This window comes from Aliivibrio wodanis (assembly GCF_052920805.1).
The window spans coordinates 1653545-1671653 of record NZ_JBREXA010000001.1; the positions used below are offsets into that span (position 1 = coordinate 1653545).

Consider the following 18109-nt stretch of genomic DNA (forward strand, 5'->3'; position numbering starts at 1 on the left):
ATCTGCATCTCGTTAGGGGTTAATGAGATGCAGTTTGACAGGTCTATTAGAATATATATATCTCTAATCGGACACTTTGACTTATTAGAAAGACAGTGTGATTACATTTTATGTTTCATTCCAGATATTACTTTTTTGATTGGTGCTTTGAATTGCTCTTTATCGCCATTTTTGAAGTTTAACGTTACATTAATGAACTCTTCTTCTTTTAGTGGTTGAGTAAGACCAAATAGCATAATGTGCAGACCACCAGGTTTTAAAATTGTGTCTTCATTTTTTGGAAGCTCTATTGCGTTTACTTCACGCATTTTCATCATGCCATCTACTTCAATTACTGTATGTAACTCAACGGTTTTCGCGACAGGTGTTGTTGCAGAAATAAGCGTTCTTAGGTCATTACTCTGATTTTTAATCGTCATGAAAATAGCGCTGTTTGTTGCATTTGGTGGCGTTGCTCGAGCGTAAGGATTTTCAATCGTAAGATCATTTTTGGCAAAAGCTGCTGAACTTAATAAAAGTGCGCTAAGAGCAAAAACTGTTTTTTTCATCTGTGGTTCCTTTAAGGGGTAATGGTTAATTATAATATGAGTTATTGTTGTGCAAGAGAATGGATCGCTTTCACTATTGGCTCGGGTGTAATGGTATGTGGCACTTTAGTAATTAATGTACCGTTAGGTTGTAAGAAATAAAAATAGGAAGAGTGATCGATTGTGTATACCAAAGCAGAGTCTTCGAGCTCTGTTTTTTTTGAGATAACATGGTAGCGATCTGCTAATGTTTTGATTGTTTGTACAGAGCCTGAGCTGCCTTCTATATTCGAATGAAAGTAATGAGCATATTCGGCAGAATGCTCTGCACTGTCTCTTTCTGGGTCAAGAGTTACAAACACTGGGCGAAATTGAGACAAGGTGTTTTGGTCAATTTGATTCAATGCGCCAGATAACATAGCTAGCGATGTAGGACATACATCAGGGCAGCGAGTAAATCCAAAATAAACAATACGAATTCTAGGATCGTTTGGATCAAATAGATCGAGACGTTCATTGTCTAAGCCATAAAGTTCAGTTCCAGTACTTGAATAGTTCACATATGCGTGTTTTATCCCAAATCCAGAAAAGAAGACCGCGAGAATTAATAAAACTTTTTTCATTTTTTTGCCTTTAATGAAACGGTAATTATATTGTTATTATTTGCACGAAGAGTTCCAACCCATAGCATTGTATCTTGTATACAAATAGGCAGTAATATTTCACCAGTAAAAGTATCGTTAGTCGTTCGATTTAATTGGAAAATAGGGTTTCCCATATCCATATCAACGGCTTGAAGTGATAGAGTGAGTTTTTCAGCTGTAATGTTTGGCCAATTTACGATAATAGAACTAGGCTCTAAAGGCATGAGAGTATCTTTTTGCAATTGGATATCTACTCCATTTTGTGTGCATATTTGACTTGATAGCAAGCAAGTATTCTCCAGAGTAATGGGAGAGGAAGTATGAGTTTCTACAAAATCACTTAGCTCAGAAAAAAAGAACCCAATGAAAAATAACGCAATAATACCCAGGAGTTTGAATGCAGAAGAAAGTATTTTCATACAGATAGTTACCTCCAAAAAAATTGAGGAAATAGTAGCATAAGGTAAATACCGGATAGGGTACTTGTAGTTGTTATGTGAGCTTAGTTAACAACCAAGAATAAAGGTGAGTGAGGAATGAACAAAAATCGATGTGATTGGGCTGAGGTGTCAGATTTAGACAGAAAATATCATGATAACGAATGGGGCGTTCCAATTTATAACGATCGTGAATTATTTGAATGTTTAATTTTGGAAGGAGCACAAGCTGGACTTAGTTGGTCAACAGTTTTGAAAAAGCGTGAAGGGTATCGACTTTTATTTGATAACTTTGATATTGAAAACATTAGCCAGTACGAGCAAAAGAAAGTGGAAGAATTAATGCTAGATGCTCGAATTGTGAGACATCGATTGAAAATTAATTCAGTGATTACCAATGCACAAGCTTTTATTAAAATACAACAAGAATTCGGCTGCTTTTCTGATTATTTATGGGGGTATGTAAATTATCAACCATTGAATAATTGTTGGAAGACTATGTCAGAAGTCCCTGTGACTACAGAATTATCAGATAAATTGAGTAAAGATTTAAAAAAGAGAGGCTTTAAATTTGTTGGTTCAACTATCTGTTATGCATTTTTACAAGCGGTAGGAGTGGTTAATGATCATGTGATAACTTGCCATTGCTATGTCAGCAGAAAAACAAATAAAACGTAAAATTTAAATCTTATATTTACTTAATGAGTGTGAACTATGTCACATTTTGTATTTTTTGGAAATAGTTGTAATTTTTCTCAATTTTAATGCTTTCAAGTTAGAAAATCGCTTGTATTCCGTACAAAATAGGAGGATTATCCGACTTCCTTTTCACTTGTATCAAAATGTTTCTAATATGAACCAGTTCGACTCTTTATTACCGCCACAAATGGCTGAACGCGCTGCTGAAGTTGGCGTAGCAAAAGCAACTAAAGACCCATTCAAATCATTTTTATTAGCAATTACCGCAGGTATACACATTGGTATTGCTTTCATCTTTTATACTACGGTAACAACCGGTGCTGAAGATATGCCTTGGGGGATGACTCACTTTATTGGTGGTTTAGCCTTCAGTCTTGGTCTAATTTTAGTAGTAGTAACTGGTGGCGAACTCTTTACCAGTTCTGTATTAACACTGGTTGCTCGTGCAAGTGGAAAAATTAGCTGGAAAAGCCTTTGTGCTAACTGGGCTGTGGTTTATGTAGGTAACTTTATTGGTGCCATGCTACTTGTTGGTATCATGTTAGTTGCAAAACAATACATGAGTGATGGTGGTGCTGTTGGTATTAATACGATGAAAATTGCTCAGCATAAACTGCATCATGGTTTTTGGCAGGCGATTGCATTAGGTTTAATGTGTAACGTGTTGGTATGTGTTGGTGTATGGATGACATTCTCAGGTCGTACATTAACAGATAAGATTTTAGTTATGATCCTTCCTGTTGCTATGTTTGTATCTGCAGGTTTTGAGCACTGTATTGCAAACATGTTTCAAATCCCAATGGCTGTTGGTATCAAAACATTTGCGTCACCAGAGTTCTGGGCGACAAGTGGTTATACTGCATTAGATTTCGCAGATTTAACATTACGTAATTTTGTAATCAATAACCTTATCCCAGTGACGATTGGTAATATCATCGGTGGTGGTATCTTTGTTGGTATGGGTTACTGGATTATTTATCTACGCGAGCCGAATAATCATTAATTCGATGCTTAAAACTACTGATGTAGATTTTAGATAGATGTTAGATAAAGAAAAGGAGCGTATTGAACGCTCCTTTTTTGTGTCTGTTATTTGGTGAATTATTTCTTGTTTTTCTTCGCGTACATTTCTAAACCAACGACTAAGCCAATACCAAGAACTACACCAACAACAGCATAACCAATAAGGGCTGGTTGTTGTGTTACTTGCTCATAATTGAATGGTGATAAGTTGTGCTCAATTAGCGGTACTTGCTCGCCTTTTGAGTTGGTACGCCATTCAATCACTTCTTTCCAAGGCCAAATTTTACCTAATGTGCCTACCATTAAACCCGTTAAAAAGATTAAGGTAATGTCTCGGAGTTTTCTTAATAAGAAAGATAAAACATGAGAAAAGCTTAATAGGCCAATGGCACAACCTGACGCAAACAATCCCATAGTCACTAAATCAAGAGATTTAACAGCATCAAGAATGGGGCTATACATGCCGATAAGCAGAAGAATGAAGCTGCCAGAAATACCAGGTAAAATCATGGCACAAATCGCAATAGAACCAGCAAGAATATAAGTAAAGGTTGATGGTGTCATGGTCATTGGGTTTAGTACCGTAATGCTATAAGCAAATGCTGCTCCAGCCAATAACATAACAAAGCGATCTAATGACCACTTTTCAATTTGTTTTGTGATATGAATGATTGAGATGATGATCAAACCAAAGAAGAATGACCACAGAGGAATTGGGTGCGTGTGCAGCATCCATGTGATGAATTTTGCGAGTGTTAAGATGCTTGTTAAAATGCCACCAAAAAGAGAAATAAGGAAAAAACCATTAATGTGGGCAAATGCCGCTTTAAAGCCTTCGCGTTTCCATAACCCTAAAATAGAAGGATTAATGCGACGAATGCTTTCTAAAAGCGTGTCATAAATACCAGTAATAAAGGCAATTGTACCGCCAGATACACCAGGAACAACATCAGCTGCACCCATTGCCATACCTTTAAAGAATGTCGTTAAATAGTTCATTTTAGCTCTATATAGATGAAAAAAACTTATGCATAATGCACGAAGGTACGTGATTATACATAAGTTTTGTATAAAAAATGTCGTAAAAATAATGATACAATGAGTATTATTTCATCATGCTTACTAATTCATCAGCCATAGCAATAGCTGCTTTTCTATTTGGTAAATTTAGCTTTTGATACAAATTACGAATATGCGTTTTAATGGTTGTTGGAGCGACGTCAAATTCAGCAGCAATTTGTTCATTACTGAACCCTGAGTAAATTAACCCCAATACTTGCCACTCTCTATGAGTTAGAGGACTTGTTCTGATCAGTTCTGGAACCTCTGGATTATTAATCACTTTTTCAATAAAGGTCTCATCAAAATGCGCAGAGCGAGAGCGTTCATTATTTGATAAAGCTTTTTGTAGTTGCTCAATACGATGTTTTTCAAGCTCACTAATATTGCCTTTTTGCTGTAATTTCGCTAGAGGTTTTAATATAACTCTACCTGCCATTAAGAAACTGCCGATGATCCCTGTTTGATTTGATTGTTTAATTGCAAGGTGCATAGCTTCAGTTGATTCAGTAAATTGTTTATTTTCATACAATAAAACTGATTCCATAATGGCATTGCGATTAATATCAGTGACCAATTTATGTTGTTGTGCAATTGCTTGAGACGTTTGCAGCGTATTGATTGCTACTTCAATATCCCCTAAATGAAACTGAGCTCTAGCAATGTTACGCCATTGCAGTTGCGTAAAATGGTTACTACGCGTTTCAGGTTTCTCTGTATGAGTTAACCAATAGCTAATGGCCTCTGTGTTGCCTTTTGCTTGCCAATAGAATAGCTGTGCTGATGAAGCATTCGCTTTCCAGTCAATGTGATAATCAGCGTGGCTTAGTAACTGCTGACATTTTTCTAAGTAACGTTCAGCTTTATCTAGCTCACCACGAGCAACGGCTAAGCGAGCAAGCATAGAGTAGCCACGTAGATGTTTGGTTTCATCAAAAGGAGACAGAACATCTAGTCCTTTCCAAGTACATTGCTCTGCTTCATCAAATCGGAACCAAAACCAGTAAATTTGTGCACGAGCTCGTAATAAAAATTCATGTAAAGGAAGTTGGCCTAATTCTTGGTCTTCAATTAACTTAAAACCGTTATCTTGTAAGTCAAAGGCAGCCTGCATAAAGCCTTGTGCCATTAATATTTCACTTTGCTGTAAAATAGCCCATAGTGCTTGATGGTATATACCATAGGTCATTGCCATTTTTTCAGTTTGCTGCATTAGTGCCAATGCCTGAGCAAGATTACCTGAAACATGGTGATATTCACCAATAACAGAAGTGGCAACAATACGGCTGCGGTATTTATTAGTTTCAAGCTCTTCGAGTGCTTTTTCTGCAAAAGAGAGTGCTGCTTCAGGCTCATTTTTATTAATGGCAACCTGAGCTCGTAGGGCATCTAACTCTCCTTGCATATGTCTGTCTAACGTTATATTACGTGCAGACATTTCTCTTTGGCCCTCGGATAGTAAATCGTCTACTTGTAAATAGTTGTGTTGACTTTGTGCTAGCCATGCACGAATGATGACGAGTCTTGGTGAGGTAAATAATATCTCAGGATCTAATTGTGTAATGGTTAATTCAAGAAGTGCTAACTCCCCATTATTAAATAAATGCCAACCATATTGAGTTAAAATTTCTGCGATTAATTGGTCATCTTTGGCATTTTTTGCATGTCTAAGTGCTTGATAAATATTCTTTTGCAATAACCAAGCATGTGCGGCATTTTGCTGTAGTTGTATTTCTTCATGTGCTAAATGGTTTTGGCGTTGGTGGCTAAGAAATTCAGCAAAAAGATTATGGAATTTATACCAATCACTATGTTCGCCATTCGTGTTAATAAAAAGACCAAAACGATTTAAGTTTTCAATAAGCAGTTGAGCGTCATTACGACCTGTAACTTTAACTAATAATTGAGTGTTAAAATGTTCAAAAACAGCACAACGCATTAAGAATTGTTGAGTATCACTATCTAAATTATCAAATACTTCCTCTGCAAGATAATCCCATAAGTGTGAATGATTAAGCTGAATCATTGCTTGAGCTGAATTACTTAAAGATTGTTTATTTTGAATGCTATGTAATGCAATTAACTGCAGCGCTGACGGCCAGCCTTCAACATGCTCACGAACATGAGTGATGGCTTCTTGATCGATCTCATCATTAAGACGTTGATTAAAAAAGAGAGAGGTTTCAGATTGATCAAACGCTAAGCTTTGATTATCAATTTCAATTAAGAGATCTCTTACTCGTAAATTTGCGGTATTTAGAGGGGGTTGAGAGCGGCTAGTAATAACAAGGGTTAGATTATCAGGTAAATGTTTAAGGAAAAACTTCAAACCTAAATGAATAGCATCGTTAGTAATTAAGTGATAATCATCCAATATTAAATATGCGCTGTGCTGAAAAGAAATTAATTCAGTGAATACTTGCGAAAATAAGCTTGATAAAGAGGCAAACTGACGCTTTTCTGTCAACGCTTTTGAATGAGGTAACTCTAATCCAGTTGCATTACTAATGGTTTGAATAAAATACTTTGCGAATTTATATTCGTCATTATCACCTTCATCCAAACTATACCAACCAGTAGCCTCTTTGTTGGATAGCCATTGTGCAGCCATCGTAGTTTTACCGTAACCTGCGGGAGAGCGAAATAAAACCAACTTATAATGTATAGCATCTGCAAGCGTATCTAATACACGTTGTCTAATGATTGCGTTATGTAAGCGTTTTGGGAAATGTAATTTTGATGGTATTAACATAATTATTGTTCTTCTTAAAAATACTGACAAGATTATCCTTAATTATGAGGGAAAATGTATCTTCTACGCCCTATAAGTGTGATCTATATTACCTTTTACTTTTAATTTAATTTATAAATTAAGGCATTCTATTACACGAGGTGAATATATTCCCTGAATGTTTAAAAATGTGATATTGCTAACACTTTGTGTTTAATGCCGTAAAAATGTGTTTTCTGTCACGCTCAACTACGCTGTAAGCCTACAAAACTTGAGTTATATCACGCTAAATATTATCAATTTTCACTACGCCTTTTCTTACTTTAGTCTCATCCCCCAAGGAGGAGGATGCGAGGTTTAAGTGAAAAAGGCAGGATTGATGCCAGTTGATTATGAACCTTCGTGAGAGATAGAAGATGAAAACGAATAACATCAAAAATTTTGATAAAGCAACATTTCAAGCATCTGTAAAACAGCATTTAGTGACAACGTTTGGTGCTGATGAGAAAACAGCAACAGCAAAAGTTTGGTATTTAGCAATGGGTAAAGCCCTAGCTGAGCTAACAACATTTGATTTAGTTAATACTGAAAATGATGAGAAAATTAAAAACGCACGTAGTGTGAACTACTTATCACTTGAGTTTCTAATTGGACGCTTAACAGGTAATAACTTAATTAGCATGGGTCTTTATGAAGATATCACCGATGCAATGGGTGAACTTGGTCATAACTTAACTGATCTGTTAGAAGAAGAACGTGATCCTGCATTAGGTAATGGTGGCCTTGGTCGTTTAGCCGCATGTTTCATGGATTCTTTAGCGGCGCAAGAGTTCCCTGCGATTGGTTACGGCCTTCACTATGAATATGGTCTATTCCGTCAATCGTTTGATGATTGTCGTCAACAAGAAGCGCCTGATGCATGGCGTGGTGTTGAAGGTTACCCATGGGAAGTAGCTCGTCCTGATTACGCTCAACAAGTAGGCTTCTACGGCAAAGTTGAAGTATCTGAAGAAAATGGTGTTGAAGTACGTCGTTGGGTTCCAGGTATGTCAGTTGAAGGTATGCCTTGGGATTTACCAATTGTTGGCTACCAAAGTGATACAGTTTACCCATTACGTTTATGGGAATGCCGCGCAAAAGCACCGTTCAGCTTAGCAAGTTTTAATAATGGTGATTACTTTGAAGCGCAACATGCTCTAATTGATGCGGGTAATGTAACAAAAGTACTTTACCCGAATGATAACCACGAGAAAGGTAAAACACTGCGTCTAATGCAGCAGTACTTCCACTGTGCATGTTCAATTGCAGATATCCTACGTCGCCATGATGCGGCAGGCCATAAGATTGAAGATCTTCCAAAATACGAAACGATCCAACTAAACGATACTCACCCTACAATTGGTATTCCAGAATTGATGCGCATTCTAGTTGATGAGCGCGGCTTAACATGGGATGCAGCGTGGGCAATTTGTTCTAAGACGTTTGCTTACACCAACCATACACTACTTCCGGAAGCATTAGAAACGTGGAGTGAGTCGTTAATTTCTCAACTACTTCCTCGCCATATGGAAATCATTTTCCACATTAACTACCTATTCCTAGAGGGTGTTAAACTTAAGTGGCCTGGTGATGTTGATAAACTACGTAAACTGTCAATCATTGAAGAAGGGACTCACCGCATGGTGCGCATGGCGAATTTATGTGTTGTTTCTTCTTATGCAGTTAACGGTGTAGCAGCACTTCACTCTGAGTTAGTTAAACGTGATTTATTCCCTGAATTTGATGAGTATTTCCCTGGTAAACTGACTAATGTAACAAATGGTGTAACTCCTCGTCGTTGGTTGAAGTTCTGTAATCCAGGTCTTTCTAGCCTAATCTCTGAGAAGATTGGTAATGAGTGGCCAGCTAAGCTAGATCAACTGCGTGATATTGCAAAATTTGCTGACGATGCGAAATTCCAAAAAGAATTTATGGCCGTTAAGAAGCAAAACAAACAACGTCTTGCTGAGTGGGTTCAAGAAAACATGGGTATTGAGTTAAATACTGATGCAATCTTTGATGTACAGATTAAGCGTTTGCATGAATATAAACGTCAGCATTTAGATCTATTGAACATTCTTTCTCTATATCATCGTATTTTGAATGAACCTGGTTTTGATATGCACCCTCGTGTGTTCTTCTTTGCAGCAAAAGCTGCACCTGGTTACCACTTAGCAAAAGAGATCATCTTTGCTATTAATAAAGTGGCTGAGAAAGTAAATAACGACCCTCGAGTATCTGATTTCTTAAAAGTAGTCTTTATCCCAGATTATCGAGTAAGCATGGCTGAAATCATTATTCCAGCAGCAGACGTTTCTGAGCAAATATCTACAGCAGGTAAAGAAGCATCAGGTACTGGTAACATGAAAATGGCGCTAAACGGTGCATTGACTGTCGGTACGATGGATGGAGCAAACGTTGAGATCCGTGAAGAAGTTGGCGATGAAAACATCTTTATCTTCGGCCTTGACGTTGACGAAGTTGAAGCGCTAAAAGCATCGGGTTACAACCCATACAAATACTATGAAGCGGATTCATTACTGCAAGCGTCATTAGACCTTCTTGCTGGTGATGAGTTTACTCCAGGTCAAGTGGGTCTGTTATCAGCAACTCGTGATAACCTACTTTACGGTGGTGACCCATATCTAGTACTTGCTGATTTTGCAGATTATGTTCGTGCTCAAAATGACATTGATGCTGCATATCGTGACCAAAAGTTGTGGGCGAAAATGGCTATTTTAAACACAGCTTTGGTTGGTAAATTCAGCTCTGACCGCAGTATCCGTGATTATGTTAATAACATCTGGAAACTGAAAGCGGTAAACCGTTAATTTGATTTAGAAATATAAAATGAGGGCAGTGAGATGCTGCCCTTGGAGAAAAGCGATGAAAGATAATAATAATGTACTACATCAAGTCGCAGAGCAGGCTGGGTTAGCAAATAGTTATATAAGTGCTTGGGGCGATGAAGCAAAAGTCAGTGACGATACCTTAACTCGTTTACTGGCTTCTTTGGGTTATGATACAAAGAATGATAAAACACTTCTTAGCTCTTCTGAAAAAATGCAAAAAAAAGAAGTGCTAGCATCAGTAAAAGTTATTCGTGATAACGAACCTCTACAAGTGGAAATGTATCTAGGTAAGAGTGCGCGCATCAGCGAGTTTAGTTGGAAAGTGACCACCGAAAAAGGTGAAATCCTAGAAGGCTACTTACAATCACAGATTATTGAAGATGATCGTGAAAATGATGGTGTATTATTATTCTCTTTACCAACTCTACCTTGGGGTTATCATCAATTAGAGATTATTCGTAAGCGCCGTAAAGCGCCTTATAAAATGACACTGATTGTGACGCCACAAGCGTGCTTTAAGCAAGAAGCTATCAATCAAGATAAAAAAATGTGGGGACCAAGTGTTCAGCTTTACACATTAAGAACCGCTCATAATTGGGGTATTGGTGATTTTGGTGACTTAAAGCAATTAGTTGGTGATATTGCAAATCGTGGTGGTGATTTTGTAGGCTTAAATCCAATTCACTCACTATTCCCTGCAAACCCAGAAGGTGCAAGCCCATACAGCCCATCATCACGCCGTTGGTTGAATATTCTGTATATTGATGTTTGTTCAGTGCCTGAATTTGCCTTATGTAACAAAGCTCAAGAGTTAGTAGGTAGTGCTGCATTCCAACAACGTTTAAATGACGCTCGCCAATCACATTGGGTGAATTATACGGAAGTATCTTCACTTAAAATGAGTGTATTACCTTTCTTATTTGAAGAGTTTAAAGCTCGTCATTTAGATAAGAAAAGTGCTCGTGCTGAAGCTTTTCTTGCATTTGTTGAGCAAGGTGGAGAAAGCTTACTTCATCAAGCTGCATTTGATGCGCTTCATAATACACTATATACCCAAGATCAAAGTATTTGGGGCTGGCCTGTTTTCCCAAATGAGCTTCAACATTTTGATAACAAGCAAGTACAACAATTTATTACGGAAAACCGTGATCAAGTTAACTTGTACATGTACCTACAATGGCTTGCTTTTACACAAATTAATGATGTTCAACAGTTTGCTGAAAACAAAGGAATGGATGTAGGTCTTTATCGTGACTTAGCCGTCGGTGTTGCTGATTCTGGCTCAGAAACGTGGGCTGACCATGGTAACTTATGTTTGGACGTGAGCATCGGCGCTCCACCTGATATCTTAGGGCCACTAGGCCAAAATTGGGGTTTACCGCCATTGAACCCTCATGCATTAAAAGCAACGGCTTATGATGCATATATTGAATTATTACGTGCGAACATGAAAGCATGTGGCGCATTACGTATTGACCATGTATTAGGTTTGTTGCGCTTGTGGTGGATCCCTAAAGGTGAAGATGCCACTAAAGGTGCATACATGTACTACCCAGTAGAAGACATGTTATCAATCCTTGCATTAGAAAGTCATCGTCATGAATGCTCTGTGATTGGTGAAGATTTAGGTACAGTACCTGATGAGATTGTTGATTTACTGGCTGATGCAGGTATTCATTCATATAAAGTATTCTTCTTTGAAACAGCAGAAGATGGTGGTTTTTATTCACCAACGCATTATCAAGAACAGTCAATGTCGGCATTATGTACGCATGATATGCCAACATTACGCGGTTTCTGGCATTGTGATGATTTAAAAATGGGTGAAGAGATTGGTTTGTATCCAGATGCTGAACAACTTAAAGAGTTGTTTGCGACTCGTGCAGAATCAAAGCAAGAGATTTTAAATAGTGTTGATTTCCACGGTTATCTACCAGAAGGTGTTGGTCGTGACGCATCTTTTGTTCCTATGGATAGACATTTAAGTGATGCTTTACAATGTCATTTAGCAGCGGGATCGAGCACACTTCTCAGTTTACAGCTTGAAGATTGGCTAGAGATGGATAAACCAGTTAACATACCGGGAACTGTTGATGAATATCCAAACTGGCGTCGTAAGTTATCCATCACTTTAGATGAAATTTTTAATCGTCAAGAAGTGAATGAGTTAACTAAGCGTTTAACTGACATTCGTGCTCAAGCGAGCCGAAAATAATAAGGAGTATTTACGTTGAACTTACTTGTTGAACGTAAAGAAAAGGACATTTATATGCAGCTTGAAAGGGCTGCATTTTCCGATCCGTTTTCTTTTCTAGGTCCACAATATCAATCTAATGACATAGCACTACGTGTTTGGCTTCCAGGAGCAACATCTGTTCGTGTTCGTCCTTCTATTGGTTCAGAGCGTTTATTGAACCCTGCCCCTCAGCAAGCAGGCTTGTTTATCTTAAATGAAGCACTTGATCTTACTGAGCAGCATTATCAATTAGTCATTGATTGGAATGGCTCAGAACAAGTGATTGATGACCCGTATCAATATCACAATATATCTCCAACTGACGCGCAAGCACATACACCCAAAGAAATGTACAATCACTTAGGTGCACATTTAGTTACGCTAGAACGAGGTAATAAGACCGTTCAAGGTGTGCGCTATGTCGTATTTGCTCCTAATGCTTCAGCGGTAAGTATTATTGGTGATTTTAATCAGTGGGATGGCCGACGTCATCCAATGCAGCGTATTGATAATGGACTGTGGGCATTATTTATTCCAGAGCAAGTAGCAGGTGTAAAATATAAGTTTGAACTAAAGGGACCGCATGGGGAGATTTTACCTCATAAAATGGACCCATTCGGTGCTTATAATGAACAATACCCTTCGTTTGCTTCTGTAGTTTATGATCAAGCTGATTACCAATGGCAAGATACAGCGTGGCAAACTCGACCGGTAACCCAAAAGCAAAAAGAAGCATTGTCATTTTACGAGCTTCATGCTGGCTCTTGGAAACGAAATGCGCAAGGCGATTTTTTAACTTATCGTGAATTGGCAAAAGAGCTGATCCCGTATATGGTTGAAATGGGGTATACTCACCTTGAATTAATGCCTGTATCTGAGCATCCATTTTATGGCTCTTGGGGCTATCAACCGATTGGTTTATTCTCTCCAACTAGCCGTTTTGGTACACCTGATGATTTCAAATTCTTTGTTGATCAGTGTCACCAAGCAGGAATTGGAGTTGTATTGGATTGGGTTCCAGCACACTTCCCATCCGATTCTCACGGCTTAGCGAACTTTGATGGGACGTCACTGTTTAATGACCCTGATCCTCGTCGTGGTTGGCATAATGATTGGCAGAGTTATATTTATAACTACGATCAACAACATGTTCGTGAATTTTTAGTATCTAATGCATTGTATTGGTTTGAGCATTTCCATATTGATGGTTTACGTGTTGATGCGGTTGCTTCAATGCTTTACTTAGACTATTCACGTGAAGATGATGAATGGATCCCTAACTGGGATGGTGGTAATCATAACCATGGTGCCATCGCATTGCTAAAGTGGATGAATGAAGAAGTCTATTCTCATTACCCAAATGCCATGACAATCGCTGAAGAGTCGACTGCTTTCCCGGGAGTTTCTGCACCAACTTTTGATGGTGGTTTAGGCTTTGGTTTCAAATGGAATATGGGTTGGATGCACGATAGTCTGAGTTATATTCAAGAAGATCCAATTCACCGACGTTACCATCATGATACTATTACCTTCCCAATGGTCTATGCATTTAGTGAAAACTATGTATTGTCACTGTCTCATGATGAAGTTGTATACGGTAAAGGCTCAATTTTAGATAAAATGCCTGGTGATGAGTGGCAGAAAACAGCGAACATGCGTGCTTATATGGGTTATATGTATGGGCAACCAGGTAAAAAACTGAATTTTATGGGTGCAGAAATTGCTCAAAGTGCAGAGTGGGATCATGATGATCAGCTACAATGGTTCTTAACGCAATTTGAACGTCATTCAGGTATGCAGCGCTTAGTACGTGATTTAAATAAAATGTACACCTCAGAGCCTGCGTTATATCAAAATGATTGTAGTCCAATGGGTTTTGAGTGGCGTTTACAAGATGAAGCAGAAATGAGTGTGTTAGCTCATGAACGCTTGGGTGACAATGGCGAACGTATTTTGGTGGTGAGTAACTTTACTCCCGCACCAAGAGAAGGTTTCCGTTTGGGCATGCCAATGTCTGGTGAGTATGAGCTAATTTTAAATAGTGATGCTCACATGTATGGCGGTAGTGAATATTCTGTTAGTAGTAACGTCAAGACTGAAAGCGTTGAATCTCAAGGGATATCACAGTCTATTTCAATTACGTTACCACCATTATCGACGATATTTTATCGTTTGAAGTGATTCAGTAATTAAATCATAAATAAAAGCCTTGAATGATATTATTCAGGGCTTTTTGTCTTTATGGGTTGAATTAGTTAGATAAGAGATGTTCATCAAACCCGAGTTTAGTCAAATTTTCAAAAGCTTCCCATACACCTTTAGGGATATCTTGTGCTTCTTGATAACCAAGTGTTGGATAAACCTTCAAACGATGTAATTCACCTAAAATAATACTAGCGACATGATCAAACGTAACTTCATCAGTTGGGTAATTGATAAAACTAATATTAGGTGAGCTAATACAGAACTCAATATCATTCCAATTTTTTAAGAACGTAGCTAACAACCTCCTTTCCATATAGGGCTTTTGCACTAAAAGTAGCGAGTTAAGTGTAATGCTTTTCTTTTTTAGCAATGCTTGGGTGAAGAATATATTTTCTCCCGTATTTGTTGCTTTAGTCTCGACAATAATTGCAGAAGAGGGAACCCCCATATCTTTTGCTACATTCGCAAAGGTTTCAGCTTCACTTAAGGTAAATAAACCTTCAGTAGCTCGACCTTGAGCCCCTGAAAATATTAATAATGGAGCATAACCATCGAGATACAATTGTGCCGCATGCTCTGCAACTCTTAGGTCATAACTACATAAGACAAAAATAGCATCACTTTTTTGGATAGGTTGATGGAGTAAATGGTAATCCCACACCAGTTGTAATTGCTGAAAAAGAGAAGATGACATAGCTACCTCTGATTAGGTTAATTAAGTGATTAGAGTATTACACTTGTTGAATTTAGGGTAATGCTTTTTAAGGAGCGATATATTGTATTTAAGCGCTGGCATTGTTATGAAAATGTTACTTCTCTCTGTGAAATATTGATGTGATGCACATTCTTGATTGAATATTATTTATAAATAAACAGAAGTTACCTAGTTCACAGTTTTGAAACTTATATGTGTTAACTTACTCCCAAATAAATAGATTAATTACGACGATTTCATGTCGTAATAACATAAAAATTAAATAAAGGGAGAAACAATGGCTGGTGTATTAGGAATGATTTTGGCTGGTGGTGAAGGTTCACGTCTTCGCCCATTAACTGAGTCTAGAACGAAACCTGCGGTACCATTTGGCGGAAGCTATCGTTTAATTGATTTTGCATTGAATAACTTCGTAAATGCAGATTTGATGCGAATTTATGTACTAACTCAGTTTAAGTCTCAATCCTTATTTCAACACATGAAAAAAGGTTGGAATGTAAATGGAATTACTGATCGCTTTATTGACCCAATACCAGCTCAGATGCGTACTGGCAAACGTTGGTATGAAGGTACTGCTGATGCTATTTATCAAAACATCAGTTTTATAGAAGCTTCTGAACCAGAGCACGTTTGTATTTTTGGGTCCGATCATATTTATAAAATGGACATTAGGCAAATGCTTGATTTTCATAAGAAAAAAGAAGCTTCTTTAACGGTATCAGCACTTCGTATGCCAGCAAAAGATGCAACTGGTTTTGGTGTTATTGAAGTTGACGAACATGGGAAAATGATTGGTTTTGAAGAAAAACCAGCAAATCCAAAGTGTATTCCAGGCCATCCAGGTATTGCATTAGTCTCAATGGGTAATTACATTTTTGAATCAGAAAGTTTATGTAAAGAGCTAAAATATGATGCAGAACTAGATGATTCGTCTCATGATTTTGGTAAAGACATTATTCCAAAAATGTTCCCTGAAGGTAATGTTTATGTTTATGACTTTAGTACTAACCATATTACGGGTGAAAAAGAAGAGGTTTACTGGCGTGATGTAGGTACGATCGAATCGTACTGGGAAGCGCATATGGATTTACTTAAGAAAGATGCACCATTCTCTTTGTATAATCGTAAATGGCCTCTGCATACTTATTATCCGCCGTTACCACCAGCAACTTTTACTGACTCAGATAATGGTCGTGTACAAATTATTGATAGTCTTGTATGTGGGGGTAGTTATGTCCGTGGCTCTCGTATAGAAAAATCAGTATTAGGCTTCCGTAGTAATATTGCTTCAGCGTGTGATATTAGTGAAAGTATTCTTTTAGGTGATGTTAAAATAGGCGAAGGTTGTGTTTTACGTCGTGTTATTGTAGATAAAGGCGTAGATATTGCCGCTGGAACTGAAATTGGTGTTAATCTTCAAGAAGACAAGAAGAAGTATCATGTTTCAGATGAAGGAATAGTGGTTATCCCTAAAGGAGAGAGAATTGGTTACTAAGACGCTTTCAATTTTATTTGTAGCATCTGAGGTCGAAGGATTGATCAAAAGTGGAGGCTTGGCAGATGTTGCCAAGGCTTTGCCTAAGTCACTTAAAAAGTTAGGTCACCAAGTTACTATTGCGATGCCTGCTTATAAAACGATCCCAGGTCGAGACGACGCAGAGATTGTGTTGGAAACAAAATTAGAACACTGGCCACATACCTCTTACCAAGTAAGAGCGTTAGAAGTAGATGGTATTTCTGTGCTTGGTGTGGAGTGTGCTGAGTATTTTGACCGTGCAGAAATGTATGCGGTAAATAATCAAGCATATTCAGATAATGGTGAGCGTTTTGCATTTTTCAGTGCAGCTTGCTTAGATATGTTACAAAAGCTCAATGTAAAGTCTGATGTTATTCATGCAAATGATTGGCATACAGGGTTAGTACCATATCTATTGAAGAAACGTTATGAAAATGATGTGTTCTTTTTGCAAACTCGTAGTGTTCTGTCTGTGCATAATGCGGTATTTAAAGGTATTTTTCACTATGATGAAATTGAATGCCTCGCTGAATTTAAATCTCATTATGTACCAGAAGCCGCTGTAAGTCATACGCATATTAGTATGTTAAAAGCGGGTGTATCATGTGCTGATAAAATAAATGCAGTAAGCCCAACTTATGCTAAAGAGCTACTAACTGAACTAGGTTCGCATGGTATGTCTGGTGATTTCCAAGCAAGAGAGTCTGATTTGTTTGGAATTTTAAACGGCTGTGATTATAGTGAGTGGAACCCTGAAGTTGATAGTTTTATTCCTAAACAGTTTAAAGCTAATCGTCTAAGCATGGTTCGAGGTAAGAAAGCTTGTAAAGCACTTTTACAGCAAGAAGTATCTCTTCCAGCAAAAGACGTTGCTGTGTATGGTATGGTTTGTCGTCTGACTAATCAAAAGGGTATTCATTATTTATTGCCTATATTAGAGCAATTCTTAAAAAATGATGTTCAAATGATTATTGTTGGTACTGGCGACTCGGCTCTTGCTAGTCAATTAGCTAAAATTGCAGATAAGCATAGCGATAAGTTGGCTTTTGTTGAAGCTTACAGTAATAAATTAGCCCATTGGGTTGAAGCTGCCGCTGATTTCTTTTTAATGCCATCAGAGTTTGAACCGTGTGGATTAAATCAGATCTACAGTATGGCTTATGGAACACTTCCAATTGTTCGTGAAGTCGGTGGGCTTAAAGATAGTGTGATTGATTATGATAATAATCCTGAAAATGCTACGGGCTTTAGCTTTAAAAACCCAGATCCGGTTGAGTTATTATTGGTATTGATGCGTTCATTATTACTTTACAGTCAGAACCTAAATGAAATAAAACGCGTGCAATTACATGCAATGACGCAAAATTTTAGTTGGGATGAAGCGGCTGAGAAATATGTGAAAATGTATTTATCGTAGTTTGAATAA

General features: G+C 37.7%; 13 protein-coding genes. 7 read left to right on the forward strand and 6 right to left on the reverse strand.

Going from position 1 to position 18109, the window contains the following annotated elements:
• Nucleotides 1-101: 101 nt before the first annotated feature.
• Genes ACU5DF_RS07500 through ACU5DF_RS07510 form a run of 3 tightly spaced genes read right to left on the reverse strand, consistent with a single transcriptional unit; the run spans nt 102 to nt 1590 of the window.
• Nucleotides 102-548 carry a copper chaperone PCu(A)C gene (locus tag ACU5DF_RS07500; protein ID WP_446712397.1) on the reverse strand — a complete coding sequence of 149 codons (447 nt, stop codon included), beginning with the start codon at nt 546-548 and terminating at the stop codon, nt 102-104.
• Between the two features lie 41 nt (nt 549-589).
• Nucleotides 590-1150: an SCO family protein gene (locus ACU5DF_RS07505; RefSeq protein WP_446712398.1), complete on the reverse strand. Its 561-nt coding sequence runs from the start codon at nt 1148-1150 to the stop codon at nt 590-592.
• A complete protein-coding gene (locus tag ACU5DF_RS07510; protein ID WP_446712399.1) occupies nt 1147-1590 on the reverse strand; it encodes a hypothetical protein in 444 nt (147 codons plus the stop codon). The genes ACU5DF_RS07505 and ACU5DF_RS07510 overlap by 4 nt, the downstream gene beginning before the upstream one ends.
• Before the next feature lie 117 nt (nt 1591-1707).
• On the opposite strand from ACU5DF_RS07510, the gene ACU5DF_RS07515 reads away from it, so the two are divergent.
• Both ACU5DF_RS07515 and focA read left to right on the forward strand, forming a co-directional pair.
• Nucleotides 1708-2286, forward strand: a complete 579-nt coding sequence (locus ACU5DF_RS07515) for a DNA-3-methyladenine glycosylase I (protein WP_446712400.1) — start codon at nt 1708-1710, stop codon at nt 2284-2286.
• Nucleotides 2287-2461: 175 nt separating this feature from the next.
• Nucleotides 2462-3310 (forward strand): formate transporter FocA, encoded by an 849-nt coding sequence (gene focA, locus ACU5DF_RS07520; RefSeq protein WP_446702317.1) that lies wholly within the window; start codon nt 2462-2464, stop codon nt 3308-3310.
• A gap of 98 nt (nt 3311-3408) precedes the next feature.
• Here focA and ACU5DF_RS07525 read toward each other — a convergent pair whose 3' ends face one another.
• Together ACU5DF_RS07525 and malT are read right to left on the reverse strand one after the other, a co-directional pair.
• Complete coding sequence (locus ACU5DF_RS07525) at nt 3409-4329, reverse strand: polyprenyl-phosphate transporter (protein WP_446712401.1); 921 nt, start codon at nt 4327-4329, stop codon at nt 3409-3411.
• A gap of 106 nt (nt 4330-4435) precedes the next feature.
• The gene (gene malT, locus ACU5DF_RS07530; RefSeq protein WP_045104138.1) at nt 4436-7141 is read right to left on the reverse strand and encodes an HTH-type transcriptional regulator MalT; all 2706 of its coding nucleotides are present in this window, start codon (nt 7139-7141) and stop codon (nt 4436-4438) included.
• Nucleotides 7142-7536: 395 nt separating this feature from the next.
• On the opposite strand from malT, the gene ACU5DF_RS07535 reads away from it, so the two are divergent.
• The 3 genes from ACU5DF_RS07535 to glgB are packed head-to-tail and all read left to right on the forward strand — an operon-like array spanning nt 7537 to nt 14428.
• Nucleotides 7537-9990 carry a glycogen/starch/alpha-glucan phosphorylase gene (locus tag ACU5DF_RS07535; RefSeq protein ID WP_446712402.1) on the forward strand — a complete coding sequence of 818 codons (2454 nt, stop codon included), beginning with the start codon at nt 7537-7539 and terminating at the stop codon, nt 9988-9990.
• Between the two features lie 55 nt (nt 9991-10045).
• Nucleotides 10046-12226, forward strand: coding sequence for a 4-alpha-glucanotransferase (malQ, locus tag ACU5DF_RS07540; protein ID WP_446712403.1), 2181 nt, complete (start codon nt 10046-10048; stop codon nt 12224-12226).
• Between the two features lie 54 nt (nt 12227-12280).
• Nucleotides 12281-14428 (forward strand): 1,4-alpha-glucan branching protein GlgB, encoded by a 2148-nt coding sequence (glgB, locus tag ACU5DF_RS07545; RefSeq protein ID WP_446712502.1) that lies wholly within the window; start codon nt 12281-12283, stop codon nt 14426-14428.
• Between the two features lie 70 nt (nt 14429-14498).
• On the opposite strand, the gene ACU5DF_RS07550 is transcribed toward glgB, so the two are convergent.
• Complete coding sequence (locus ACU5DF_RS07550) at nt 14499-15146, reverse strand: YdcF family protein (RefSeq protein ID WP_446712404.1); 648 nt, start codon at nt 15144-15146, stop codon at nt 14499-14501.
• A gap of 298 nt (nt 15147-15444) precedes the next feature.
• Between ACU5DF_RS07550 and glgC the strand changes: the two genes are divergently transcribed.
• Nucleotides 15445-16662: a glucose-1-phosphate adenylyltransferase gene (glgC, locus tag ACU5DF_RS07555; RefSeq protein WP_446712405.1), complete on the forward strand. Its 1218-nt coding sequence runs from the start codon at nt 15445-15447 to the stop codon at nt 16660-16662.
• Nucleotides 16652-18100 carry a glycogen synthase GlgA gene (glgA, locus tag ACU5DF_RS07560; RefSeq protein ID WP_446712406.1) on the forward strand — a complete coding sequence of 483 codons (1449 nt, stop codon included), beginning with the start codon at nt 16652-16654 and terminating at the stop codon, nt 18098-18100. Before glgC ends, glgA begins: the two co-directional genes overlap by 11 nt.
• The last annotated feature ends 9 nt before the right edge of the window (nt 18101-18109 follow it).